This is a genomic window from Gluconobacter cerinus, from assembly GCF_025961355.1.
In the GTDB taxonomy this organism is placed as follows: domain Bacteria; phylum Pseudomonadota; class Alphaproteobacteria; order Acetobacterales; family Acetobacteraceae; genus Gluconobacter; species Gluconobacter cerinus.
Genome location: NZ_JAOQNM010000001.1, coordinates 2,582,457 through 2,606,985 on the forward strand (window position 1 = coordinate 2,582,457; position 24,529 = coordinate 2,606,985).

The window sequence follows — 24,529 nt, forward strand, 5'->3', positions numbered from 1 at the left end:
TTTTTACTCCACCGGGGAGGTGTTGAAACAGCGCTGATAGTATTCCGCAACAATACCGCGCTCGGCTTCGTCACACTTGTTCAGGAACGTGAGGCGGAACGCGAATGCGACATCGTTGAAAATGTTGAAGTTCTCAGCCCAGGCAATGACAGTTCGTGGGGACATGACTGTGGAGATGTCTCCGGCCATAAAGCCCGAGCGCGTCAGATTGGCCAGAGCGACCATACGCTCGACCATCTTCGTCTTGTCCTTGTCTTCCGCACCGATTTTCAGCTTGGAGGTGACAATCGCAACTTCCTGTTCAAGCGGCAGATAGTTCAGGGTCGCGACGATGTTCCAGCGATCCATCTGGCCCTGATTGATCTGCTGCGTGCCATGATACAGGCCTGTCGTGTCACCAAGGCCAACGGTATTTGCGGTCGCAAAAAGTCGGAAGGCCGGGTTGGGACGGATCACGCGGTTTTGGTCCAGAAGGGTAAGGTGACCCTCTGCTTCGAGAACGCGCTGGATCACGAACATCACGTCCGGACGGCCTGCGTCATATTCATCGAAAATCAGCGCACAGGGATGTTGCAGGCACCAAGGCAGCAAACCTTCACGGAATTCCGTTACCTGCTTGCCGTCGCGAAGGACGATGGCGTCCTTGCCGATGAGATCAATGCGGGACACATGGCTGTCGAGGTTGATACGGACGCAAGGCCAGTTCAGGCGAGCAGCAATCTGCTCAATGTGGGAGGACTTTCCCGTTCCATGGAAGCCCTGAACCATCACGCGGCGGTTATAGGCAAAACCCGCAAGAATGGCGCGCGTCGTGTCTTCATCGAACTTGTAGGATGGATCGATGTCAGGGACGTGCTCTGTCCGGACGGAATAGGCTGGGATCTGAAGATCGGTCTTGATGCCAAAGACTTCACGCGAAGACACCGTGAGGTCGGGCGCACCAAGAACACTGGTTGGGACCGCAGAACTTTCGGCGGTGGTGACGGTTTCCGGGGCGTCGATCGTCGCGAAATCACTCATGAGACTGGCGGACTTTCATTGAATTCAGGAATGTTCTGAAAAGATGGGCCTTTAGGCTCTATTCTTCCAGAGAGAAAATCATGAAACGAACTCTGACTCGCGACTGAAATGCGTTTTCAGCACGGCATACGCGGATCCGATGGCCTTGAAACGCTCTTCAGCCTGCTTGTCGCCAATATTCGCATCAGGGTGGTGACGGCGGGCAAGGGCACGATATCGGCTTTTGACGTCATCCAACGACACGGGCCATGTCAGGTCCAACGTTGCGAGAGGCAGTCGAAGCGGTTCTGGTGGGCCGTCGGCTGTGGCGCGCTGACGTGCACTGTCTTTGGCGCGCTGGGCTCGGTCGCGGCGGCTGGCGCCGAGAATATCCAGAGGGTCGAGAACATCTTCTTCGTTGAATTCGGCTTTCTGTGCCGCACCAGTCCCAAGTTTCCACGAAGGGCGCTGCCAGGACGTGTCAGCTCTGAGCTGGGCTTCGATCTGGGCGGGTGTCATGCCGCGATAGAAGTCCCATCGCGCGTTATAGTCGCGAACGTGTTGAAGGCAGAACCAGAAGTAGGACCGCAGGGCATCGCGCCCGCGGGGAGCACGGTAGCCGGCAGGCTCCGCACAGCCTGGATGATCGCAGGTCTGGTCTGGTGCCTCTGGATCGGGGTCAAAAGCCCGATGTCTGGTAGATTTACGCTGCATGGTGTCTGATATGGGCAATGTGAGCCGTTTGATGCAAGCGGACAAACCAAGTCGGATTTAATTGACCATGACGCAGCCCCTCACCAGGCGGGACCGAATTGCTGAAATTCTTCACCGGGAACTGGCGCCGAGCGTTCTTGAAATTCAGGATGACAGTGCCCGGCATGCCCATCATGCAGGAGCAAAAGCTCTGGGGAGTACGGGAGAAACGCATTTCAATGTGGCGATCACCAGCGCGAAATTTGACGGACTAAACCGGATTGCCCGGCACCGTCTTGTGAACGGATTGCTCGCCGGGGAGTTTGAAACAGGACTACATGCCCTGTCTCTTGTTCTGCACGGAGAAACCACTCCATGAAGCGTGCACTTCTGGCTCTTCTGTTTCTGTCTGGCTGCGCCACAAGTGGGTACGGACATCTCCCTGCAGACCAGCAGGCGGATGTGCACAGAATTGAAACCTACATGAACGGCGTGACCGGGATGCAGGCGTCGTTCAATCAGACTGGCCCCGATAATGGGGTGAGCGCTGGACGATTCGTCTATATGCCCGGTCATCTGCGACTGGATTACGTGACGCCGCATACGATGGAACTGGTTGCGGGGGATGGTCATCTGGTTCTGGATGACATGGATAGCGGGGCAGTTACCCACCTGTCCTTGAAGCGAAACCCTTTGGGGCTCCTTCTTCATTACCCGATTCGGTTTGACCGTGGGATTCAGGTGACTGACGTGCGGCGCGGGCAGGGATCTCTTCAGGTTTCAGTTGCTGAGGCGGACAACCCTTCCCAAGGGCTGTTGACGCTCCAATTCTCCGATACGGCCGGGAAACTGCTACTCATTGGTCTGCAGGGTGTGGATGCCCGGCAGAATCATTTCAGCGTATCTCTAGGGAATGTAGTGGAGGGGGTAACAGTAACCCCTACCGTCTTTACTCCTCCCGGGGGGTAGATCCGAAATGCGCTGGCCAGGAGGCGGCCAGCGCACGATCCAGTTCTTCCATGGAAAGAGCCGGGTTGAAGCGCCTGAGGCTGGTGACGCCAAATTCCCGGATTCCGCAGGGGACGATGCCGTCAAAGTCATCCAGGGCCGGATCAAGATTGATCGAGACACCGTGCCAGCTGACCCAGCGGCTGACCCGGATACCAAGCGCTGCGATCTTGGCTTCCTCGCCGGTGAGAGGATCAAAAGTCCAGACGCCGATACGTCCTTCTCTCGTAAAGGCCGTTACGCCGAGGCGGCTGAGAGTTTCAATGATCCAGGTTTCAAGTCCTTTCACAAAGGCACGAAGATCTCTGGGAGGTATTGTACCATTGGGCTGGCTGAGATTCAGAAGAACATAAGCAAGTCTCTGTCCCGGGCCATGATACGTCCACTGGCCGCCTCGGCCTGCTTCATACGTCGGGTAGTGATGTGGGTTATAAAGATCCTGCTGCTTCGCAGACGTTCCGGCCGTAAAGACGGGGGGGTGCTCTACGAGCCAGACGACGGGATCAGCTGTTCCTTCGTGAATCTGGCGCGAGCGGGTGGCCATGAAGTCCAGTGCATCAGGATACGGTGTTAGCCCGGCAGATTTTTTCCACAAAATTTCTTCACAAATATCGTTTCTGGTCATTGCTCTCGTTTCAGGCATCAGCTATATCGCCCCTCACCGGACGGTCTTGCACTACACAAGACGGTTTGTCACGGGGCGGCCGTGGCGGAATGGTAGACGCGCAAGCTTGAGGTGCTTGTGGGGGCAACCCCGTGGAAGTTCGAGTCTTCTCGGCCGCACCATCACTCTTCGGAGCTGATGGAAAAAATCTCGAAAAAATCACAATTATAAAAAACACCCTGAATGCCAGTGTTAAGGCATCCAGTGTGGTGTTTTATTCTGTGCCATTTTATTGCCAGACTGTTCATCCATCGTTATGCCTGACTATGTTTTCATTTGAACGCTGTGAGCTTTGTGCTCGGCAATCGAATGATATCTTGGCTGATGTGTGAGGTTTCGTGATCAAGCCCTTAAAGAAAGCAGTTCTTCCCGTTGCTGGACTAGGAACACGCTTCCTTCCGGCCACCAAGGCTATGCCGAAGGAAATGCTTCCTGTCGTCGACAAGCCTCTGATTCAGTATGCTATCGACGAAGCTCGTGAAGCTGGCATCGAAGAATTCTGTCTTGTCACGGGGCGCGGCAAAGACAGCCTGATTGATTATTTCGATATTGCTTACGAGCTTGAGGCAACGCTGAGGGAGCGTGGCAAAAAAAGTGCGCTTGAAGCACTTCAGCCAAGTAGCGTGCAGGCAGGATCTCTTGTTGCTGTGCGACAGCAGGAGCCCCTAGGCCTGGGTCATGCAATCTGGTGCGCTCGTTCCTTTATTGGGGACGACCCGTTTGCTATTCTGCTTCCAGACGACATTGTAAAAAGTGGTCGTAGCTGCGTTGCTCAGCTTGTGGATGCTTACAACCAGACCGGTGGCAATGTTGTCGCGGTAACGGAAGTGCCGCGTGAGCATACAAATCGGTATGGTATCCTCGACGTGGGCGCCGATGACGGCAAGCTTGTTGAGGTCAAAGGACTGGTTGAAAAGCCGAATCCTGAGGACGCTCCTTCAAACCTGTCCATTATCGGACGCTATGTGCTGACGGCTGACGTGATGGAACATCTCGCCAAGCTGGAACGTGGTGCTGGCAATGAAGTGCAGCTTACGGACGCCATGGCCAAGATGATCGGGCATGTTCCGTTCCACGGGCTGCGTTACGAAGGCACGCGTTTTGATTGTGGTGACAAGGCTGGCTTCCTGGAAGCACAGATTGCTTTCTCCATTGATCGCCCTGACCTCGGCGATGCGGTTAAAGCCTTCCTCAAGAAATATGTCGACGTCGTCTGACATCTTGGGAAACAGCATTATCTGCTGATGCTGTTGAGTCTGATTTAAATAAGTAAGGGAGGGTGTTGTCGTTTTAATTACGGCAATACCCTCCCTTTTTCTATTTTAAGCCTGAACGCGAATTCGTCTTCGTGTTTTTGTAAAAACGCTGGGCAGTGATGCAAATCTCATGGCATGAAGAGTGTCATGTCCATGCCATTTCAGTCTTTTCTAGAGCCGGGTCAGATTGTGCAGCATCCCGATTTTCCTGAGTGGGGATGGGGGCAGGTGCAATCGGCAATTGGTGAGCGTGTTACGGTTAATTTTCAGAATGAGGGGAAAATTCTGATTGATGCGTCCCGTGTGGAACTGAAACTGGTTCAAGGCTGATTCCGGCCTTTGGCTCATTCTCTATTCTCGAAGCTTGGCCGCAGTGCTCTGGACGTTCTCCTTCCTCCAGTGTGCGGAGTGTGCGGAGCAGACGTCATGACGAACGGCGCGTTCTGTTCTGACTGCTTTGCCGAGGCAAAGAGAATTATTTTTCCATGCTGTGAAAAATGTGGCGTTTCTCTGCCTGGTGAAGCTTTTGGAGGGACGCAGAAAACCTGTGTATCCTGTCAACTGCGCCCACCGGCCTGGCGATCTGCCTGTGCTGCCTTTGAATATGATGATTGGTCCCGGCGCCTTATCCTGCCCATGAAATATGCTGACCGAACTGAGAACGCGCATATTCTTGTGCAGGAAATGTCTCGGGCAGGTTCTGTCTTGCTGGATCAGGCGACCGTTTTAATCCCCGTACCGATGCATCGAACCAAACTGTGGCGGCGGCGATACAATCAGGCCGCTCTATTGGCGCATGGTTTGTCTCGAAGAAAGGGGATTACGCTGCTTGCTGACGGACTGACGCGTCGGCAGGCCACCAGACCTTTGGCCCGTTTGTCCGCCAAAGAGCGTCAAATGGAAATTGCCGATACGATTATTGTCCGCGCCGGGCGGGAAAAACGCATTGAAGGGCAGGCCGTTCTTCTGGTGGACGACGTGCTCACGACCGGTGCCACGGCTTCTGTTTGCACTGGTGCTCTTTTGAAGGCCGGGGCATTGTCAGTGGATATTCTTGTTGCAGCGCGGACCTGCAAAGGCGATGAACAGGACGTTCCGTATCCCGAGGAGTAAGAACTTTATGTCAGAAATTGAAATCTTTACCCAACCGGGATGCCCTTACTGTGTTCACGCTGTCGATCTTCTAAGATCAAAAGGTGTGGCTTTTAAGGAGATCAACGCGCCACACGGAACCCGAGAGCGTGAAGAATCCATGAGCCGTTCAGGTCGCAGGACTGTCCCTCAGGTATTTGTGAATGGGCAATCTCTGGGGGGCTGTGACGACATTATGGCTTTGGATCGGGCCGGACGGCTTGATTCTCTGCTTGGCGGTGCCTGAATGCGCTGGGGACGGCTTTTCGCGGGTGCATTACTCTGCCTGACGCCCTTCATGGGATACGCTGAAGCGCCGGCAGTCTCTCAGGCAGCAACTACGCCGTCAGAGCTAGGCCTTTGGCTATCCGCGGGTAAAGACGGTGTTTTCTCGATCGAGCACTGCGGCAATGCCTTGTGCGGCAAGCTCGTCGGAATGGACTATGACGGGGAGATGCCCAAGGACGTTTGGGGCCGGGCAGAATGCCATCTTTGGATTTTGACAGATTTTGTCGCAGCAGAAGACCAGAAATGGCGGGGTCACATCCTTGATCCTCGGAGCGGACGTATCTATCAGGCGTACATCTGGCTCTCCGAGCCAAATGTACTAAAGCTGCGTGGCTTTGTTCTTGGAATGCCTCTGTTGGGTCAGACCGAGACCTGGACGCGATATACCGGAGGCTCATTCGGGCCACAGTGTAAGATGCCTCCGCAGCCTCACTGAGAAACTACAATGGCAGGTCATATCTCTCTGATATGGTTTGCCAGGAACATGCAGGCCAATCTCAGGTCTCTGCTTCTGCCGAACTGAAAGGACCGTGGAACCACTATGTCCCACACTGTTTCCCGCCGCGATTTTGCGCTCGGGCTGGCTGCTGGTGCGGTTGGCGCCAGCGTGGCAGGCACGTCTTATGCTGCTGATGAACCAAAAATTGTCCCTGTTCCTCCGCCGTTGCCCAAGCTGGTTTCCAAAACAGTATGTTTTGTCGGGGGTTACACCAAGCATGCCCCTGCAGGTGGTGCTGGAAATGGGCAGGGCATTGCCGTGTTCGAGATGGATCGGGATTCAGGCGTTCTGACGCCAATCACGACCTACACGGACATTGCCAGTCCTTCGTTTATCACGCTCTCCGCAGATAACCATTTCCTGTATGCGCTGAGTGAGATCGACGATTACAACAAGGCCGGAGACGGATCTGTCACGGCTTTTGCTGTCGACCAAAAGACGGGTTCCCTGCGAAAGCTGAACAGTGTCAGCTCCGGTGGTGCTGTGCCAGCGCATCTGAGTGTTCATCATTCAGGTCGTTATGTTCTGGTCGCGAATTATGTGGGTGGCTGTGTTGCAGTCCTGCCGATCCGAAGCGATGGATCGCTGGGTGAAGCAACCGATGTGGTGCATAATACGGGGCCGCGTCAGCCAGAGCGCGCAACGGATAATCCGCAAGGCAACTTTGCGGTTTCTGACCATTCCGGGTCTCATCCGCACATGATTCGTTCCGATCCGAGCGGTCGCTTCGTGATCGCGGATGATGCGGGTTTGGATCGAGTTTATGTCTGGACGCTGAATCTGGCGACTGGGAAGCTCATTTCGGCAAAAACACCGTATTATGATATGGAGCCGGGGTCTGCGCCGCGTCACTTCGAGTTCAATCACTCGGGGCGCATTATGTACAATCTGTGTGAGCAGAACTCGAAGATTGTCGTGTCCAGCTTTGATCCGCTGACGGGTACAATCACGAATATCCAGACGGTCAGCACCGTTACACCTCATTTCCGAGGGTCAACGCTGGCTGCGGAAATCCTGATTTCTGCCAGTGGAAAGTACGTATATGCGTCTAACCGCTTGGGAGATTCACTCGCGGTATTCGCGATTGCCGCGGATGGAACGCTGTCCTTGCAGGACGAAGTCTGGATGCATGCCGATTACGGCCGCGCCATGATGTTCGATCCGTCTGGAACGTTCCTGTTCTGCGCTAACCAGCGCTCGGATGCGGTGACGTCCTTCAAGGTGGACAAGAACACCGGGCAGCTTGCGTTTACTGAGAACTTTACGCCTGTCGGTAGCCCGACGACGTTTGCATTCATGAACACGCAGGTCTGACCCTCAATGGAAAAGGCGCTCTTCGGAGCGCCTTTTTTGTTTTAGCCTTTCGTGAACATTGCGATGTAGTTCACGCCGGTATCGCGGGTCGTGCGCCAGCGTGGGGGCAGGTAGCTCATGCCGGCAATATCGGTCATGCGCAGACCGGCGTTCCGCGCTATGGCTGCCAGTTCTTCCGGCTTGATGAATTTTTTCCAGTCATGTGTGCCGACGGGCAGCATGCGCAAAAGGTATTCCGCGCCCAGCTTTGCCATCGCGAACGAACGCGGTGTGCGGCTCATTGTAGAGACGGCAACCATGCCACCCGGGCGGGTCAGGGTTGCAAGCATGTGCAGGAAATCCTGCGGATCGTTGACGTGTTCGATGACTTCCAGAGCTGAAACCACGTCGAATTCTGCGCCTTCCTCGACCAGATCTTCCGCGCTGCCATTACGATAAGTCAGATGTGCGGCACTCGGTGGGAGTGGGTAGGTAGCCTGATGGGCGCGGGCGGCTTCGATCCCGGCCGGGCTTGCATCAAGGCCGAGTGTCTCGAACCCCAGCTTTGCAAAAGCTTCGCTGGCCAGGCCTGCGCCGCAGCCAATATCGAGCAGGGAAAGGCGTTTTCCTTCGGACGGCTTGAGAGAGGTCGTTCGGGAGGCGACCCAGTCCGTCCGCAGGGGGTTCATGGCGTGCAAAGGGGCCATCGGGCCACGTGGATTCCACCAGTCCTTGGCCAGCGCACTGAAATGGGCGATTTCGGAATCGGAAACGGAAGAGCGATGTGAGGTGCTTCCGGAAACGGTTTCTGAGGCCATCAGAACTGTCCTTCTGTGTGCCCGCATGATGCCGTCGGCTGGACGCGGCGTGGCGAGACGAGTATGTGGACCGGCAGAGTCTGTTCAGAAGACCGGCCGGCAAATCTGTTTTGTGCCGTATCCGATGCCAGACCCGAGCGCGCAACGCCAGACACGTACTGGAGCCTTATCCGCGATGTCCATGTCCGATACTCCCGTTCACGACCAGATTTCGGGTCGTGCCGATACTCTTTCCATGTCTGTGGATAGCGGGAAACGGAAAACGATCGTCATGAAATTCGGCGGAACATCCGTCGGAAATATTGAACGCATCCGGATCGTTGCGCAGCGGGTCAAGGCTGAGCATGCGCTTGGGCGTCGGGTGGCTGTCGTTGTGTCTGCCATGGCCGGTGTGACCAATCAGATGGTTGGATACTGTTCCGAACTCGATCCGCTGGCGGACCCGAAAGAATATGATGCCGTTGTAGCATCGGGTGAGCAGGTTACGAGCGGTCTTGTGGCTATTGCGCTACAGGCACTGGGCGTTCCGGCACGGTCTTTTCAGGGCTGGCAGATCCCGCTTGTGACGGATGATGCGCACGGGAAAGCATCCATTGATGGCGTTGACGGCACGGAACTGCTGAAATGCCTTGATAATGGGATTGTGCCGGTTATTGCCGGCTTCCAGGGAGTTGGTCCGGATAACCGGATTGCCACACTTGGGCGTGGCGGATCGGACACATCTGCTGTAGCTATTGCCGCCGCGATCCATGCGGATCAATGCGACATCTATACGGATGTTGATGGAATTTATACGACGGACCCGCGTATCGTGAAGCGTGCGCGGAAGCTGGATCGCATCACATATGAAGAGATGCTTGAACTCGCTTCCGTGGGCGCCAAGGTACTTCAGACCCGTAGTGTCGGGCTGGCGATGCGTGAAGGGGTCCGTGTACGTGTGCTGTCGTCATTCTCCGAGACGGACGATGACAGTGGGTCGATTGTGGTGGATGAGGACGAGATCGTGGAGAAGGAACTGGTTGCGGGCATTGCCAGCTCGCATGATGAAGCAAAGCTCTCCGTCCGGCGTATTCCGGACCGTCCGGGCATTGCCGCGGCCATCTTCGGACCTCTGGCTGAAGCAAACATCAACGTGGACATGATCGTGCAGAGCACGGGCGTTGACCGCATGACGAACATGACCTTCACGGTCGGTAAAAGCGATGAGGCTGCTGCCCGTGCTGTTCTGGAAAGTGCTCATGGCATCATCCAGTATGGCGAGCTTGAGACGTCCCACAATGTGGTGAAGATCAGCGTCGTGGGTGTTGGCATGCGTTCGAATGCCGGGCTTGCTGCGACCATGTTCGCTACGCTGGCGGAACGTGGGATCAATGTGCAGGTGATTTCCACCAGCGAAATCAAGATCTCCGTCCTGATTGATTCGGAATACAAAGAGCTTGCGATGCGTGCACTGCACACCGCGTACGGGCTGGACAAGAAAGAGGAACCCTCTACGTGAGTGCAATGACGGACGCCCGCGAGACCCTGAACCGCCTCTGGAAGCCGGGATGTGACTTCCTGGGCAGCGAAGTCGCCATTCTTGGCGGCGCAATGTCCTGGGTGAGCGAGCGCAATCTTGTCTCCGCCATTTCCAATGCTGGCGGTTTCGGTGTGATTGCCTGCGGTGCCATGACGCCGGAGCGCCTTGAGGAAGAAATTGTTGCCACGCAGGCTCTGACGAAGCGCCCGTTTGGTGTGAACCTCATCACCATGCATCCTGAGCTAGAGCGTCTGGTGGATGTGTGCCTTGCACATAACGTATCCCACGTCGTTCTGGCGGGTGGTGTGCCGACAAGTGCCATCATCAAGCGCGTTCGTGATGGCGGAGCCCGTGCGATTGGTTTCGCGCCTGCGCTGGCTCTGGGCAAGCGTCTGGTGAAGCTGGGTATTGAAGCTCTCATTATCGAGGGTTCGGAAGCTGGTGGCCATGTCGGACCGGTGTCCCTGACGGTTCTGGCGCAGGAAATCCTGCCGCACATCAAGGATGTTCCTGTCTTTGTGGCGGGTGGTCTGGGCCGTGGTGATGCCATCGTGTCCTATCTTGAGCAGGGTGCTTCCGGTGCGCAGCTTGGAACGATCTTTGCCGCATCTGAAGAGAGCATCGCGCACGAGAACTTCAAAAAGGCGTTCCTGCGGGCCAATGCCCGGGATGCTGTGACATCCGTGCAGCTTGATGAGCAGTTCCCAGTCATTCCGGTTCGTGGTCTTGCCAATGCTGGAAGCCGTGGCTTCCTTAAGCATCAGGCAGAGACGATCCGCACGTTCCAGAGCGGTGGTGTCAGCAAGGAAGATGCTCAGCTCTCCATCGAGCATTTCTGGGCTGGTGCGCTTCGTCGTGCCGTAATCGAGGGTGACGTCGAGAACGGGTCTGTCATGGCTGGTCAGTCTGTTGGTATGGTCAAAGAAGTCCGTCCGGTTTCCGAAATCATTGCCACACTCGTTGAGCAGGCTGTCGAAGCCATTGCGAAGCGGGAAGATCGCGTTCACGCTTCTGCCTGATCAGGTTTTATCAGCCATGTCTCCTCCCTCCGACCGTCCGATGCCGCTTCGCTCAGACCAGCCCAGTGTTGGCACGATTCTGCGTACGCGGCGGGAAGAGTTGGGATGGCAGATAGATGACGTTGCGCAGTGGTTACGCATCCGGGCGCGTCTGCTGGTTGCTCTTGAAGCTGATGATCTCTCGTCTCTGCCAGGTGTGGCGTATGCTGTCGGCTTCCTGCGGACGTATGCCCACGCCATGCAGTTGGACGCAGATGGGTTGGTTGCTCGTTTCCGTCGAGAATATCGCGGGGTCGTCAATCGGAAGACGGATCTCGTCTTTCCGCAGCCTGAGGGTGAGCGCGGGCTGCCCATTGGTCTGCTGGTTGGAGCAGGGCTTGTTGTTGTCGTGGCGGCCTATGCTGGGTGGTATCGGTTTGCCTCGCATGACAGTCCCGCAGACCGCCGCATTCCTGCTGTTGCGGAACTGATGCCAGGTGCCGCGACGTCTGCGACCACGTCTCCTCAGGTGGCGTCTGTTATGCCCGGCAGGGCCCCAACTCCCGATCCCTCTCTGCCGCATGATCCACTTCCTGCGTCTGTCGCTCCAGTTGTGCCGGCTACGGCACCACAGCCGGTTATTGCACCGACTGAGTCTGCGACACCTGTAGCATCGCCAGCACTTCCTTCGCCGAGCGCAGAAGAGGATGACGGCACGCCAAACAATACGGATCAGTTTGGCCCCGCTACAGATGTTCCTGCCGAAACTCCCGCTCCAGCCGTCCCTGTCGGGGCTGTTGTCGTGCGTCTGTTGGCGCCTGTCTGGATGCAGGTGAAGGACAAGGACGGTCATGTTCTTGTGTCTCGCGTGCTTAAGGCTGGCGAAAGCTGGCAGGGTGACGCTTCTGCAGCGCCATTTCGCATGTCTTTCGGCAATGCGGGTGGTGTTGTCCTTTCGACAGATGGCTGCACGAGCGCGCCTCTAGGTCGTCAGGGCGAAGTGCGCCGGAATGTTGAAGTTACAGCGGATGCCATCCGTTCAGGTGCATTCGGCAATGGTGTTGCTCTCCCGGCACAGCCGTCTGCCGTGGTGGCTACTCCTTCCGAGCAAAGTGTTGACGGGTCGACTGCGGCCGCACCAGATGATTCGTCTGCGGCGCCTGCTGTTAAGCCTGTAATACGTCGCCCTAAAAAAGCTCCTACGCCTTCCGCAGAAGTTTCTGCTGACGATCTGAATGCCCGGCAACTGGATCAATCGTCTCCATCGCATTAAACAGGGGGGTAACGCCCCTGACCCAAAGGACCCGGTTATCCCGGGCACGAAGAGGTAAATCATGAGCAGCTACCGCCCCTATCAGCACATCGAGCGTCGCAAGTCGCGCCAGATTCATGTCGGCAAGGTTGCGGTCGGTGGTGATGCGCCGATCTCCGTGCAGACCATGACCAATACCCTGACGTCTGACGCGCAGGCGACGATTGACCAGATCCGTCTCGCCGAACTGGCGGGCGTGGACATCGTTCGCGTGTCCTGTCCGGATGAAGCCAGCACGGCCGCTCTGAAAGAAATCGTGCATGAAGTGAACGTGCCGATCGTTGCGGACATTCACTTCCACTATAAACGCGCGATCGAAGCCGCGAAGGCTGGTGCTGCTTGCCTGCGTATCAATCCGGGCAATATCGGCAGTGCCGAGCGCGTGCGTGAAGTTGTGAACGCTGCCAAGGATTACGGCTGTTCCATCCGTATCGGTGTGAATGCTGGCTCGCTGGAAAAGCACCTTCTGGAAAAGTATGGTGAGCCTAACCCGGAAGCGCTGGTCGAGAGTGCTCTGGAGCACGCGAAGATCCTTCAGGACCATGATTTTCATGAGTTCAAGATCAGCGTGAAGGCGTCTGACGTGTTCATGGCGGTTGCGGCCTATCAGCAGCTTGCAGACTGCTGTGACCATCCGCTGCACATCGGCATCACGGAAGCTGGTTCCAAGCGCGCCGGTACGGTGAAGTCCTCCATCGGTCTGGGCAATCTGCTCTGGGCGGGCGTGGGTGACACCATGCGCGTTTCATTGTCTGCGGCACCGGAAGAAGAAGTGCTGGTGGGCTGGGACATTTTGAAGTCCCTTGGCCTGCGTCATCGCGGTGTGAAGATCATTTCCTGCCCGTCCTGTGCACGTCAGGGTTTCAACGTGGTTGAGACGGTCCAGACGCTGGAAGATCGCCTCCAGCACATCAAGACGCCACTGACGCTGTCTATCATCGGATGCGTTGTGAATGGTCCGGGTGAAGCCCTGATGACCGATATCGGAGTGACCGGCGGTGGCTCAGGTCGTCATATGGTCTATTCGGCTGGTCGTCAGGACCACACGATGCCGGCAGAAGACATGATCGAGCACATTGTGGATCTGGTTGAGACCAAAGTTGCCGCTATTGAGGCAGACAAGGCTCAGACAGAAGCTGAAGCAGCCAAGTTGTTGGACCCGGCGGCTCACTGATGTCAGGATTGCAGCCACCTCGCGGCACACACGACCTTATTGGCGACACGATGCGCCGTCACCACCATGTGGTGCAGACGGCCAGAGCTGTTCTGGAAACCTATGGCTTTGAAGAGTGGAGCACCCCCATCTTCGAAGACACACGGGTTTTCTCGCGGACGCTCGGTGAAACCTCCGATGTCGTCTCCAAGGAAATGTACACCTTTGAGGACCGGGGCGGCGAAAGCATTACGCTGCGTCCCGAGAACACAGCCTCAATCTGTCGTGCTTTTGTGACGAACGGCCTGACCCAGTCTTTACCTCAGAAGGCGTTTTATCACGGGCCGATGTTCCGTTATGAGCGCCCGCAGAAGGGGCGTTATCGCCAGTTCCACCAGATTGGTGCGGAGCTGCTGGGTGCAGAAGGCCCTCTGCGAGACGCTGAAGTCATCACAATGGCCTACGACATTCTGAAAGCGCTTGGTCTTTCGGAGCATGTTGTTCTGGAAATCAACACGCTCGGGGATATTGCGTCCCGGCAGGCGTGGCGTGAGGCTCTGGTGGCGTATTTCCGTCAGCACGCAGATGCGCTTTCTGAAGAAAGCCGTGTGCGTCTTGAGGTAAACCCGCTGCGCATTCTGGACAGCAAATCCGAGCAGGATCGTGCGCTGCTGGCAGATGCACCGGCTTTTGCGGATTATCTGAACGATGAGTCTCGTAAATTCTGGGACGACCTACGGTCTTACCTGACGGCATTTGGCGTGAAGTTTGTCGAGAACCCGCGGATTGTGCGTGGCCTTGATTACTACAGTCACACGGCTTTCGAGTTTGTGACGACGAAGCTGGGTGCTCAAGGCACTGTTCTGGCTGGGGGACGCTACGAAGGTCTGGTTGAGCAGATGGGCGGTCCTGCTGTTCCGGCAATTGGCTGGGCCGGTGGTATCGAGCGTCTGGCCCTGCTGCTTGAGGACGCGCCTGCTGTTCCTGCTGGAATTGCAATTGTTCCCATGGGAGACGAGGCCCTTCTCAAAGGTGCTGCGATTGCCCGGTCCCTGCGCGAAGCGGGACTGCGTGCTGAAATTGAGACACGTGGAAACATGAAGAAGCGCATGGAGCGCGTCGTGAAGTCCGGTGCATCTCATGCGGTTGTTCTGGGTGATGAAGAAATTGCGCGCGATGTCGTGCAGCTTCGTGATCTGGGAACGCGTGATCAGCAGGAAGTATCTGTTGCGGATCTGGTTCAGGCACTGAAGGGCGCCTGACACGTGGCATTTGACGACAGGCTTGAGCGAATTGTTGCGCGGTCGGAGGAAATTCAGGCTCTGATGTCAGCAGGTGAGGCGACGGGGGAAGAGTTCACGCGTCTCTCACGGGAGTATGCAGAACTCGAGCCTGTCGTTGCTTCGATCCGGGCCTGGCAGGACGCCGACACACAGCGCGATGGAGCCAAAGCTCTTCTTTCTGACCCGGAAATGAAGGAACTGGCTCAGGCTGAGCTGGAAGAGATTGAAGCCCAGATTCCTGAACTGGAGCACAATCTCCGACTCGCTCTTCTTCCCAAAGATGCAGCGGATGAACGCAGCGCTATTCTGGAAATTCGTCCGGCGGCAGGTGGTGATGAGGCGGGGCTTTTTGCCGCCCAGCTTTTCGATGCCTATCGCCGGTTTTCGGAGCAGAATGGCTGGCGTTTTGAAGTCATGGAATATGCCGAGAATGAAGTTGCAGGCCTGAAAGACGGCATGGCGACAATTTCCGGCCGTTCCGTGTTTGCTCGCCTGAAGTATGAGTCTGGCGTGCATCGCGTACAGCGCGTCCCGGCGACTGAAAGCCAGGGGCGCATTCATACGTCCACGGTGACGGTTGCTGTTCTGCCGGAAGCCGAGGAGGTGGACGTCACGATCAATGATGACGATCTGCGGATTGACGTTTATCGTGCGTCGGGTGCGGGTGGGCAGCACGTCAACAAGACGGAAAGTGCTGTTCGCATTACGCATATTCCTACTGGCGTCGTAGTGGCGATGCAGGAAGAAAAGAGCCAGCACAAGAATCGTGCCAAGGCGATGAAAATCCTCCGTGCACGTCTGTATGAGCGGCAGCGATCAGCTGCTCATGAATCCCGTGCCGCGGATCGACGCTCTCAGGTTGGAACAGGGGACCGGTCAGAGCGGATTCGGACGTATAATTTCCCGCAGGGACGTGTGACGGACCATCGCATCAATCTGACGCTCTACAAGATCGAACGCATCATGGCGGGCGAGTTTGATGAGATTATCGATGCGCTGACACGTGAAGAACAGACAGAGCTTCTGGCCGCTGAAGGCTTTTAAAGCCTCAGCTGCTGGGAACCGCGCAGACAGCAGCCCGTCCATGCCGATGAGTGGCGACGGAGGGGTCGTTGTAATCTACTAAAAAAAAGTCTGTGAAATTATTGCTTCCGACAGCATCCAGGGCATGGTCTTGCGGGCTATGAAGCTGTCCGTCGCTGCTGACCTGATGCGTTTCCTGATGTCCGTTGTGCATGATGGTGATTTCGCCACACAGGGCATAGTCAACATCGTTGCGTCCGGCAGGAAGCGTGATGGTTTGGGTTTCTCGTGATTTGGATAAGCCGAGGCGGAAGGTCGCCACCAGGTTACCGTTCAGGTAAAGGCGAGAGACTTCGGAGATTTCTTCAGGAGCACGTTCATCGGTGACGGTGAAGGTGCCAGGAAGTTCAGACTGGGCGCTGGCTGAATGCAGGGCGCATCCCAGAAGAAGGACCGAGAAGAAAAATGCACGTTTGGACTTCATGATCACAGGTATAGCAGGTTCACTGACAAAATGACTGCAAAAGATGACATTCTTCAGCGTGCAGCGGTGGTCTTGCAGCAGGCTGGACTTGAAGATCCTCGTCGTGAAGCCCGATTGCTGCTGTCTTGGGCCACGCATCGTGATCTGGCTGGATTGTTCGCTCTGAACGTTTTTTCTGAGGATGAAGCGAATCGCTTTGAGACGGCTGTTCAGCGGCGTGCGTCTCGCGAACCTTTGGCTTTCATTACGGGTGAAACGGGGTTCTGGACTCTTGATGTCTTTACGTCACCAGAGACGCTGATCCCCCGGGGAGACAGTGAAGCTCTGATAGAAGCGCTCCTGATCGTTCGGCCGGACAAGGCGGAGGCTCTTACCATGCTGGACCTTGGAACGGGGACAGGGTGCCTGCTGTTGTCCGCGCTTTCAGAATATTCCCGGGCGTGGGGGGTCGGCGTTGATCTTGCACCTGGAGCGGCGCTTCTGGCTCAGCGGAACGCGGTTCGGAACGGATTGGAGAAACGCAGTGCGTTTTTGGCAGGGAACTGGGATTCTGCCCTGAACGGGCAGTTTGATGTCGTGATTTCCAATCCACCCTATATCGAGAGTGCTGACGTGCCCGATCTGATGCCGGAGGTCTCCCGCTATGAGCCCGCCCGGGCGCTGGATGGAGGAACGGACGGCCTGGATGCCTATCGGTTGTTGTGTGACGCGTTGCCCCGACTGCTTGTTCCCGGGGGCCATGCCATTCTGGAAATGGGCATCGGGCAGATCGATGCTGTGTCCGAACTGGGGAGTCGGCGAGGGCTGAAAGAGGTCGCGCGGCATGATGATCTGGGGGGCATTGCACGCGCTCTTGTTCTGCAGCGGACAGAAAACTGAGGAAAGACGTTGGCTTAAGGGCTGAGAGTTGGTATGACCCAAAAGCTACGTTTTGGAGCGAAAGCCGTAATGGCGGTTTTTTCCTCACGGAGTTGCTCCTGTTGGCCGTCTTTCAGTAAGCCGGTAACAGATGAGAAGGCTGGCCAGTGTCCAGCCACAGCGAGATAGACAGACGTCTTTTCGACAGCGGCGGATGCATCCTTCTGCAAGGGCAGAAGAGGGGCCCGCCATCAGGAAAGTGCATCACGGGTCGATGAATATGAAGCGTATAAGAGGCCGGCATCATCGTGCAGGCGGCGGGACACCACGCACAAGTAGTTCCCAGACCCCTCTGAACCGCAACCATGTGTTTGACAGCAATGGCCCGGACCTCAGAATTCGCGGAACTGCTCAGCAGCTTTTCGAGAAGTATCTCCAGCTTGGTCGGGATGCCACCGGAACCGGGGACCGTATTCTTGCGGAAGCCTATTTCCAGCATGCCGAGCACTATTTCCGCATTCTTAATGCGATGAATCAGGCGGCCCAGCAGAGTCAGCAGGAGCGCAACGAGCGTCAGGCGCAGCGTCAGCGCGCTTATGAAGATCGTCGTGAGCCACATGGCGAAGAAAACTATCAGGGCGGCGACCGTGAAGGTGGCGAACAGCCTTCCTTCGAGGCCCAGCGGCCTCAGGACGCTTCAGCCGACGCTGAATAAGATTTGAAAAAGAGCCGGTCCTGAAAAGGTCCGGCTCTTTTTTATATCCGCCCTACAAACCGTTCGGGGAGGTGCCAGAGCTCGGTTCCATTGATGTGGAGGTCGAGCCGGTACTGGTCATGATCGCGGTGAATTGCGCTTTGTTCGACCGCATGACGCCAGTTCTTTAGCCGCGGGTCCTGCTGATCGAATGTTGGGTGGACAATCGGGAGGCCTGCCATGTTGCGGAGCATGTTCTCCCAGTCCTGATCAAGGAGGCGCTGGTGCTGGCCAGCATTTTCTGAGCTCCAGGGTTGCGTTCGGGTTCGGTTCAGACGCCTGAGGCCTGAGGCAAGGTCTGCGTAACGCAGGTGGAAAAGAAATAGCGGTGCTGTCAGCTGAGGACTGACTTCTTTGCAACAATGAAAGCCAGGAGCCCACGTCACCGCGGCGCGGATGAGTGCCGGCTTACACATTGCACTCGAAAATCGTAAATGCTGCCTCTGGATTGAAACCGGCCGGCTATAATCGAAGTCAGTTTCGCTGTTGGGCAGATGGATGACGTCTAGCCCCGTGGCTGTGACAACAGGGCTACTGTTGGCAATGGCAAAATGGGTGAGGGACGGGTACATGGCAGGATCTGCTAGGAGAAGCTCATCCACATCACTGTAAATGACGCTATCATACCATTCGAGAAGACTGGCACAGAATGCGCCAATGGCACGCGTACGTCGTTCGTCATCCTGAGGAGAGCGGGGAATTCGGATCCTGTTGACCTGACCAAGATGATCCGTCGATCCGTCATTGGAGCCATGGTCAATAACGTAACATGACGCTTCGCCGACCTGAGCGCCATAATGCCGACGCCAGATATGAAGATGTTCTGGCTCATTATAGGCCATGGTGACGACGGCAAGAGGCTTCTTGATCATGTCAGCATGATACAAAAATGCTTTCAGATCAGATACCTGAAAGATTTTTATTTAATTTTAGGAAAATATGGATGGTAGCGGTGGACGGATTTGAACCGCCGACCAAGGGATTATGATTCCCCTGCTCTACCACTGAGCTACACCGCCATCCCACCGGGCAACCCGGCGTTGAGGCGGGTTTTTAAGGGGGATCTGTTGGTGTGTCAACACGTTATCAAAAGGAAAATGCAGGATTTTAGTCACCGCATTTTTCACAATGGTCATATCTGTTATGGTTTTCTGAATCCCTCAATTCCCTCTTGATATGGAGCTTCCTGCCTAGTGACGCAGCACTTCGTCAGCACGCTGTTTGCCGTAAGGTCTTATTTTACGTGGCTTCCGGCAGCCGTTGTTTCTGTTCTGATGCTCGCGGTCGTGGGTATTCTGGCTTTTTATTGTGGTAATCTTGTAACGTCCCTGACGTTGCGGATCCCCGGCTCCCGAAGTGGTGCGCTGATCCGCCGGATCGTGGCTGCGCTTCGGCGTCCAACACGGATTATGATCGCACTGCTAGCGATGATTGCGGCTTTGCCTGCCGTGACAGGCTTTGCCTACGAGACTGAACAGAACCTCAGACTCTTTTTCCTGTTCCTGCTGGTTCTGACGTTTGGCTTCTCTGCCATTATCGTTTTCCGGATCATGACGGAAGCGTATCTCAATCGGCTTTCTTCAAGAGAACAGACCGACGACATCATGATCCGTACGCATCAGACGCAGATCCGCGTTCTGAGGCGCCTGACGGAAATCATGGTGGGCATTGTGACCGTGGCGTCGGCCCTTATGCTGTTCCCGTCTGTGAAACAGTATGGTGTGTCGCTCTTTGCTTCGGCTGGAGCCGCATCACTGATCGTGGGTCTTTCTGCGCGTGGTTTGCTGACCAATCTGATTGCAGGCGTGCAGATTGCCGTGACCCAGCCCATTCGTATGGAAGATCTCGTCATCATCAATGGTGACTGGTGCTGGGTTGAGGAAATCAACGCGACCTATGTTGTGCTGCGGGTGTGGGACTGGCGCCGTCATATTGTACCGATTTCTTACTTCCTGGAGAACCAGTTCGAAAACTGGACGCATAATTCCGCAGCGATTATCGGTGTTGTATTCCTATGGCTCGATTATGAGGCGCCAATGGATCGCATCCGGGAGATGCTGAATGAGATCATCCGCACATGCCCACTTTGGGACGGTAAGGTTTTTGATGCGCAGGTAGCGGACTGTAACTCTCAGGTGATGTCGATCCGTATTATCGCCAGTGCGCGCAATGCTCTTCAGAGCTGGGATCTGCGGTGTGATATCCGGGAAAAAATTATCGCGCGGATCAGGGAAGAATGTCCGGAGGCTCTGCCGCGGGCACGTTTTGCCATGATGCCACCCCGGCCGGGCGCTGAGGCCTGGCCAAGCGAGCTTTTGTCTCCAAAAATCGATCGGCCGCCGCCGGGAAGTTATATGGGCCCTGGAACACCGGGTGCCTGAGACAGAAACCATCGCTTCGGCGGTGGTTTTTTCTTTTGAGGGACGTAGCCGTTCTGAATCTGGCTTGATCAGCTTATGGCTGTTACGTCGGAATTGAGTATTTCTGTTTGAAACATGAATGCCAGATCTTGTGCAGGACTGAAGAAGATATGTCGGAACATCCTCAAACCATTCAGATCTTTCTTCCGTCAGGTGACCCGCAGGGCATTCGTACAGCAGCCATTACCACACGTATTGTGCAGGTGATTGAAATTCCCCGAGTGCGCCTTGAGGCCTTTTTGGCGATGCCTGAAGCCGGGTTTGTTGGTGTGTATGTTCTTTTTGGGGAGAATGAACAGACTTCCGCGCTCCGGGCTTATGTGGGGCAAACAGGAAACCTTGGTACGCGCCTGAAGCAGCACAATGAGAAGAAGGACTTCTGGAACCGAGCCGTTGTGGCGTTATCTTTGACGCAGAGCCTGACGCTGACGCACGCTTATTATTTGGAATGGTTGTCAATCACTCGGGCCGCGAAAGCGCAACGCTTTGAGTTGGATAACGGTACGATCGGTACCAAGCCGCATACGCCACCAGCGATGGAAGCTGAATGCCGGGAAATTTTTGAAACATTCGATATTTTGCTGACGACGCTGGGCTACCCGCTTTTTGATCCATTGATCAGGTCTCGTGTTGTTCAAAGTCCAGTCATCACTCCGCATGACACCTATAATCCGGTGGCATCGGAAGATGTGGAGCAGGAATTTTATTGCAGAGCATCCGGAGTGAATGGCCGGGCGCGGTATACTGAGGAAGGTCTTGTAGTTCTCGCTGGATCGTACGGGAGAGCAGAGGTCTCCGAGGCGTTTCTGAAAAACGGATACTATCAAAAGCGGCAAGACTTAATTGATCAAGGCGTTTTGAAGGTGGAGGGAAGTCGTGTCATCTATACGCGTGACACGCTTTACAAATCTCCCAGTTCATCCGCCGCTTATTTGCTCGGGCGGTCAGCTAATGGATGGTTTGAGTGGAAAAACAGCGTCGGTGTGTCTCTTGGAGAAGCCATGGGCCGCTATGGTGCCACGGAAGAAAGCGTTGTCGAATAAACGCTATTCTGCCGTGAGACGAGACTTTCACCCTGCCATTGTGGAATTGCGGCGTCCGTAAAATACATATGTGACGATGCCGAGAATGACGTAGCCGGTGAGTAGAATAAGGGGCACGGGATTACCGTTGGCAACGGAGTGGATCATGTCTGTGACGAGCGGAATGGTCATGAACAGGCAGAAAATAATCCCGAGCAGTGGTGTTATACCGATCCAGAAACCACGCACCCGGAACCCGCCCAAGGGGACACTGAAAGGCCGATGCAGATCCGGCCGTGTGTTCCGCTGCCAAATGACCGTAAAGCACACGATACCAAAAGCCGCTGCTGTACCGATTGAAACGAGATCACTGATAATGTCGATGGGGAGCGTTGCCGTCATGATGGCAACGATGATCCCCAGAACGATCGTGCCGAGCCAAGGGGTGCGGAATTTGGCATGAACCTTGCCAAACAGCGAGGGGATCAGGCCGTCACGGCTCATTGTCATGAGCACACGCGACTGGGCATACATTAGTCCCATCAGAACGGAACACAGTCCGATGGTTGCGCCCACATTAATGAAAATGGACAGCCAGGGCGTGTTCATTACGCGCACAGCGATGGCCAGTGGGTCCGGAACATCCAGGTCTCGGTAAGGGACGATCCCGAGAAGAACCGCAGCAACAATGATGTATACAATCGTGCAGATCAGAAGGCTGCCGATAATCCCGATGGGGACATCCCGTGTCGGGTTCTTCGCTTCTGCTGACGCAGTCGAGACGGCTTCAAATCCGACATAAGCGAAGAAGATGATCGACGCTGCCCGGAAGATCCCTTTGACACCGTAGTGAAAGCCACCTTCGTTGGGCGGAATAAACGGGTGCCAGTTTGCGGGGTGGATGGCATGGATGCCGAAGGCAACGAACAAACCAAGAACACCGACCTTCAGGATAACGATCAGCGTATTAACGCGGGCAGATTCCTCAATGCCACGCACCAAGAGGCCGGTTACCAGAAAGACCGCCGTCAGGCCGATAAGATCCAGTCGCCAGCCGGCGCTAATGGCAGTGCCATCCGAACCGGGAACGGGCTGCAACGTCGCCTGAGTAAGGCTGGCGGGAATATGGATACCAAAAACAGCAAGGAGAGACGACGCATAACCGGACAGTCCGGCGGCGACGGCTGCACAGGAAATTCCGTATTCCAGAAGGAGAAGCCACCCCACGATCCACGCCACTTTCTCACCCATGGAGATGTAGGCGTAGGAGTATGCCGATCCCGAGACCGGGAGCGTGGATGACAACTCGCCGTATGAAAACGCGGTGAACAGGCAGGCGAGTGCGGCAACCACGAACGAAACAAGAACAGACGGCCCTGCATATTCGGCAGCAGCCGTTCCAGTCATGACGTAAATGCCTGCGCCGATGGTGGAGCCGACGCCCAGCAGAATAAGCTGCGTGGCCGTGAGGCTGCGTTTCAACCCGTGCGCTTCATTCTCGGACATGATCTGTTCGAGACTCTTTCGACGGGCAGCCGTGGCTGAGGCGGATGAGCTGGATTGTATCGGAAGTGGCATGATCCCTAATCTGCCGGGAAAAGCGGCGTCTGGAAAGGTTTATAGAACGATGAGAACGCCTGCCAGCAGGCCGGCAGCAATGCAGTAGATGCCGAAAGGCTTGAGAGCCCATTCGTCATGATTGCGGAAGAAGCGCAACATCAGGAGAGAACAGATAAGAGCTGTGATGCCGGCAGCGATGGCTCCCACCACGCACTGAAACATCACGTCATGGGAAATCGTCATGTGCCGCATCTGCCAGCCTTCCTTGACGGTCGCTGCCAGAACGACCGGCTGGGCCATAAGCAGCGAGAAGCGGGCGGCGGTTCCATGATCCAGTCCGCGCAGAAGACCGCCATTCATGGTGGCGCCTGAACGCGACAGACCAGGGAACAGGGCAAGACACTGCCAGAACCCAATAATCAGAGCATCTTTGGGAGACAGGGAAGAAATTGGACGGTGATCCGCCTGTCCGCGCTGTCTGCGGAGCCATTCCGTGACCAGAAGCAGCAGGCCATTCAGAACCAGGAAGCCTGCGACGGCCAGAGGTGCCCCGAAAATGGAGCGCAGGCTATGTTCAAAAAGCCCACCGAAGATGACGGCCGGGATGGTCGCAATGACGAGAAGACCAAAAACCCGAATCGATTCAAGCTGGTTGTATCGGCCGTGCAGACCCAGCATCCCGCGAAGGATGGCCATCCAGTCGCGCCAGAAGACACCAGCCAGAGCCACAAGAGTTCCGACGTGCAGCATTGTCAGGAATGGCAGGAACATTTCCGAATGTTCGTCCAGGTTCCAGTGAAGGATACCGGGCAGCAGAACGGCATGGCCGAGGCTACTGACGGGAAAGGGCTCAGTAATGCCCTGAACGATGGCGAGAATGATGGCCTGAAAAAGCGTCATGGAGCCTGCACGAATGGGCGGAAAAGGAAGTCACTTGCCTGATGGCGCGAAGGGACGCAACCTTGACCGTGCTGTGGGGGAAGACTAACTCGCCAGCTTACCGGGTTTTTTGAAAGTTGAGGCACCACATGAAGGCAGGATACAGCGGGCGCGGTGGCGCCATTCTGGCAAGCGGTCTTGTCCTTCTCGTTGCCGGGGCTTTTCTTGTTTATGGCGGTGAGCTTCGCAAGGGGCCGGTTCAGCATAGCATCGTCATGCATGCGCAGTTCAATTCAGCGAATGGCTTAAAAGCTGGGGCGGATGTTGATCTCGCCGGGGTGACGGTGGGGCGTGTCCAATCGATCAGCCTTAACCCACAAACCCAGATGGCTGACGTGACGTTCTCCGTTGATCAGCAGCTCAATCTTCCGGTTGATACGGCTGTCGGTATTGGTGCGCCAAGCATGACGGCTGATAACGCGCTTCAGATTGAACCGGGGAAAGACCCTAAGACGCTGTCTGCTGGCGGGGTCATCAAGGACACCCGCGACCAGCTTTCGCTGGAGCAGCAGGTCAGCAACTATATCTTTGGCGGCGGTAAGCTCGGGAACTGAG

The 24,529-nt window shown here is 55.8% G+C and carries 27 protein-coding genes, 2 tRNA genes and 1 pseudogene; 21 read left to right on the plus strand and 9 right to left on the minus strand.

The window, feature by feature from the left end:
• Positions 1 to 3: 3 nt before the first annotated feature.
• Positions 4 to 1,020: a cobaltochelatase subunit CobS gene (gene cobS / locus M2305_RS12050; protein WP_211502735.1), complete on the minus strand. Its 1,017-nt coding sequence runs from the start codon at positions 1,018 to 1,020 to the stop codon at positions 4 to 6.
• Between the two features lie 78 nt (positions 1,021 to 1,098).
• Positions 1,099 to 1,713, minus strand: coding sequence for a J domain-containing protein (locus tag M2305_RS12055; protein ID WP_211500707.1), 615 nt, complete (start codon positions 1,711 to 1,713; stop codon positions 1,099 to 1,101).
• Between the two features lie 67 nt (positions 1,714 to 1,780).
• Here M2305_RS12055 and M2305_RS12060 point away from each other — a divergent pair, with 67 nt between their 5' ends.
• Positions 1,781 to 2,071 carry a BolA family protein gene (locus tag M2305_RS12060; protein ID WP_099212308.1) on the plus strand — a complete coding sequence of 97 codons (291 nt, stop codon included), beginning with the start codon at positions 1,781 to 1,783 and terminating at the stop codon, positions 2,069 to 2,071.
• Positions 2,068 to 2,661, plus strand: coding sequence for a LolA family protein (locus tag M2305_RS12065; RefSeq protein WP_064273175.1), 594 nt, complete (start codon positions 2,068 to 2,070; stop codon positions 2,659 to 2,661). The genes M2305_RS12060 and M2305_RS12065 overlap by 4 nt, the downstream gene beginning before the upstream one ends.
• On the opposite strand, the gene lipB is transcribed toward M2305_RS12065, so the two are convergent.
• The gene (gene lipB / locus M2305_RS12070; RefSeq protein ID WP_264649470.1) at positions 2,642 to 3,325 is read right to left on the minus strand and encodes a lipoyl(octanoyl) transferase LipB; all 684 of its coding nucleotides are present in this window, start codon (positions 3,323 to 3,325) and stop codon (positions 2,642 to 2,644) included. The genes M2305_RS12065 and lipB overlap by 20 nt on opposite strands.
• Positions 3,326 to 3,400: 75 nt before the next feature.
• Between lipB and M2305_RS12075 the strand changes: the two genes are divergently transcribed.
• The 8 genes and pseudogenes from M2305_RS12075 (at position 3,401) to M2305_RS12110 (ending at position 7,852) form a co-directional block, all read left to right on the plus strand.
• Positions 3,401 to 3,486 (plus strand) — tRNA-Leu (locus tag M2305_RS12075).
• A 216-nt stretch (positions 3,487 to 3,702) separates the two neighbouring features.
• Positions 3,703 to 4,581: a UTP--glucose-1-phosphate uridylyltransferase GalU gene (galU, locus tag M2305_RS12080; protein WP_211498136.1), complete on the plus strand. Its 879-nt coding sequence runs from the start codon at positions 3,703 to 3,705 to the stop codon at positions 4,579 to 4,581.
• Positions 4,582 to 4,767: 186 nt separating this feature from the next.
• Entirely contained in the window at positions 4,768 to 4,950 is a 183-nt protein-coding gene (locus M2305_RS12085) for a DUF3553 domain-containing protein (RefSeq protein ID WP_211496909.1), read from the plus strand.
• A 9-nt stretch (positions 4,951 to 4,959) separates the two neighbouring features.
• Positions 4,960 to 5,169: pseudogene (locus M2305_RS12090) on the plus strand (double zinc ribbon domain-containing protein); the annotation flags it as partial.
• A gap of 87 nt (positions 5,170 to 5,256) precedes the next feature.
• Complete coding sequence (locus M2305_RS12095; protein ID WP_264649988.1) at positions 5,257 to 5,733, plus strand: ComF family protein; 477 nt, start codon at positions 5,257 to 5,259, stop codon at positions 5,731 to 5,733.
• A gap of 7 nt (positions 5,734 to 5,740) precedes the next feature.
• Positions 5,741 to 5,998, plus strand: a complete 258-nt coding sequence (gene grxC, locus M2305_RS12100; RefSeq protein WP_099212323.1) for a glutaredoxin 3 — start codon at positions 5,741 to 5,743, stop codon at positions 5,996 to 5,998.
• Positions 5,999 to 6,475: a DUF2147 domain-containing protein gene (locus tag M2305_RS12105; RefSeq protein WP_046901467.1), complete on the plus strand. Its 477-nt coding sequence runs from the start codon at positions 5,999 to 6,001 to the stop codon at positions 6,473 to 6,475. It begins immediately after the preceding gene.
• A 105-nt stretch (positions 6,476 to 6,580) separates the two neighbouring features.
• On the plus strand, positions 6,581 to 7,852 hold the full coding sequence (locus M2305_RS12110; RefSeq protein WP_064273179.1) for a lactonase family protein: 1,272 nt from the start codon (positions 6,581 to 6,583) through the stop codon (positions 7,850 to 7,852).
• Between the two features lie 41 nt (positions 7,853 to 7,893).
• On the opposite strand, the gene ubiG is transcribed toward M2305_RS12110, so the two are convergent.
• The gene (gene ubiG / locus M2305_RS12115; RefSeq protein ID WP_264649471.1) at positions 7,894 to 8,649 is read right to left on the minus strand and encodes a bifunctional 2-polyprenyl-6-hydroxyphenol methylase/3-demethylubiquinol 3-O-methyltransferase UbiG; all 756 of its coding nucleotides are present in this window, start codon (positions 8,647 to 8,649) and stop codon (positions 7,894 to 7,896) included.
• Positions 8,650 to 8,824: 175 nt separating this feature from the next.
• Between ubiG and M2305_RS12120 the strand changes: the two genes are divergently transcribed.
• The 6 genes from M2305_RS12120 to prfA all read left to right on the plus strand — a co-directional run bounded on the left by M2305_RS12120 (position 8,825) and on the right by prfA (position 15,958).
• Positions 8,825 to 10,147 (plus strand): aspartate kinase, encoded by a 1,323-nt coding sequence (locus tag M2305_RS12120; RefSeq protein ID WP_064273181.1) that lies wholly within the window; start codon positions 8,825 to 8,827, stop codon positions 10,145 to 10,147.
• Between the two features lie 5 nt (positions 10,148 to 10,152).
• Positions 10,153 to 11,187: an NAD(P)H-dependent flavin oxidoreductase gene (locus M2305_RS12125; protein ID WP_202207602.1), complete on the plus strand. Its 1,035-nt coding sequence runs from the start codon at positions 10,153 to 10,155 to the stop codon at positions 11,185 to 11,187.
• A 16-nt stretch (positions 11,188 to 11,203) separates the two neighbouring features.
• Positions 11,204 to 12,439, plus strand: a complete 1,236-nt coding sequence (locus M2305_RS12130) for a helix-turn-helix domain-containing protein (RefSeq protein ID WP_264649472.1) — start codon at positions 11,204 to 11,206, stop codon at positions 12,437 to 12,439.
• A gap of 61 nt (positions 12,440 to 12,500) precedes the next feature.
• Positions 12,501 to 13,652, plus strand: coding sequence for a flavodoxin-dependent (E)-4-hydroxy-3-methylbut-2-enyl-diphosphate synthase (ispG, locus tag M2305_RS12135; protein WP_046901473.1), 1,152 nt, complete (start codon positions 12,501 to 12,503; stop codon positions 13,650 to 13,652).
• Positions 13,652 to 14,893 carry a histidine--tRNA ligase gene (gene hisS, locus M2305_RS12140; protein WP_264649473.1) on the plus strand — a complete coding sequence of 414 codons (1,242 nt, stop codon included), beginning with the start codon at positions 13,652 to 13,654 and terminating at the stop codon, positions 14,891 to 14,893. Before ispG ends, hisS begins: the two co-directional genes overlap by 1 nt.
• Before the next feature lie 3 nt (positions 14,894 to 14,896).
• Entirely contained in the window at positions 14,897 to 15,958 is a 1,062-nt protein-coding gene (prfA, locus tag M2305_RS12145; protein ID WP_099212338.1) for a peptide chain release factor 1, read from the plus strand.
• A gap of 4 nt (positions 15,959 to 15,962) precedes the next feature.
• Here the strand turns inward: prfA and M2305_RS12150 are convergent, their stop codons facing one another.
• Positions 15,963 to 16,421: a hypothetical protein gene (locus M2305_RS12150; protein ID WP_064273185.1), complete on the minus strand. Its 459-nt coding sequence runs from the start codon at positions 16,419 to 16,421 to the stop codon at positions 15,963 to 15,965.
• A 30-nt stretch (positions 16,422 to 16,451) separates the two neighbouring features.
• Between M2305_RS12150 and prmC the strand changes: the two genes are divergently transcribed.
• Positions 16,452 to 17,300, plus strand: coding sequence for a peptide chain release factor N(5)-glutamine methyltransferase (prmC, locus tag M2305_RS12155; RefSeq protein WP_264649474.1), 849 nt, complete (start codon positions 16,452 to 16,454; stop codon positions 17,298 to 17,300).
• Between the two features lie 259 nt (positions 17,301 to 17,559).
• Positions 17,560 to 17,994, plus strand: a complete 435-nt coding sequence (locus M2305_RS12160) for a DUF4167 domain-containing protein (RefSeq protein WP_373321848.1) — start codon at positions 17,560 to 17,562, stop codon at positions 17,992 to 17,994.
• A 41-nt stretch (positions 17,995 to 18,035) separates the two neighbouring features.
• Here M2305_RS12160 and M2305_RS12165 read toward each other — a convergent pair whose 3' ends face one another.
• Positions 18,036 to 18,905, minus strand: a complete 870-nt coding sequence (locus M2305_RS12165) for a glycosyltransferase family 2 protein (RefSeq protein WP_264649475.1) — start codon at positions 18,903 to 18,905, stop codon at positions 18,036 to 18,038.
• A gap of 72 nt (positions 18,906 to 18,977) precedes the next feature.
• A tRNA-Met gene (locus tag M2305_RS12170) sits at positions 18,978 to 19,052 on the minus strand.
• 174 nt (positions 19,053 to 19,226) lie between these two features.
• Here M2305_RS12170 and M2305_RS12175 point away from each other — a divergent pair.
• On the plus strand, positions 19,227 to 20,414 hold the full coding sequence (locus M2305_RS12175) for a mechanosensitive ion channel family protein (protein ID WP_064273188.1): 1,188 nt from the start codon (positions 19,227 to 19,229) through the stop codon (positions 20,412 to 20,414).
• Between the two features lie 149 nt (positions 20,415 to 20,563).
• Entirely contained in the window at positions 20,564 to 21,496 is a 933-nt protein-coding gene (locus M2305_RS12180; RefSeq protein WP_264649476.1) for a GIY-YIG nuclease family protein, read from the plus strand.
• A 27-nt stretch (positions 21,497 to 21,523) separates the two neighbouring features.
• On the opposite strand, the gene M2305_RS12185 is transcribed toward M2305_RS12180, so the two are convergent.
• Together M2305_RS12185 and M2305_RS12190 are read right to left on the minus strand one after the other, a co-directional pair.
• On the minus strand, positions 21,524 to 23,053 hold the full coding sequence (locus M2305_RS12185; protein ID WP_211509765.1) for an APC family permease: 1,530 nt from the start codon (positions 23,051 to 23,053) through the stop codon (positions 21,524 to 21,526).
• A gap of 39 nt (positions 23,054 to 23,092) precedes the next feature.
• Positions 23,093 to 23,935 (minus strand): undecaprenyl-diphosphate phosphatase, encoded by an 843-nt coding sequence (locus M2305_RS12190; protein WP_046901482.1) that lies wholly within the window; start codon positions 23,933 to 23,935, stop codon positions 23,093 to 23,095.
• Between the two features lie 128 nt (positions 23,936 to 24,063).
• Between M2305_RS12190 and M2305_RS12195 the strand changes: the two genes are divergently transcribed.
• Positions 24,064 to 24,528, plus strand: coding sequence for an MlaD family protein (locus tag M2305_RS12195; RefSeq protein ID WP_046901483.1), 465 nt, complete (start codon positions 24,064 to 24,066; stop codon positions 24,526 to 24,528).
• Position 24,529: the final 1 nt, after the last annotated feature.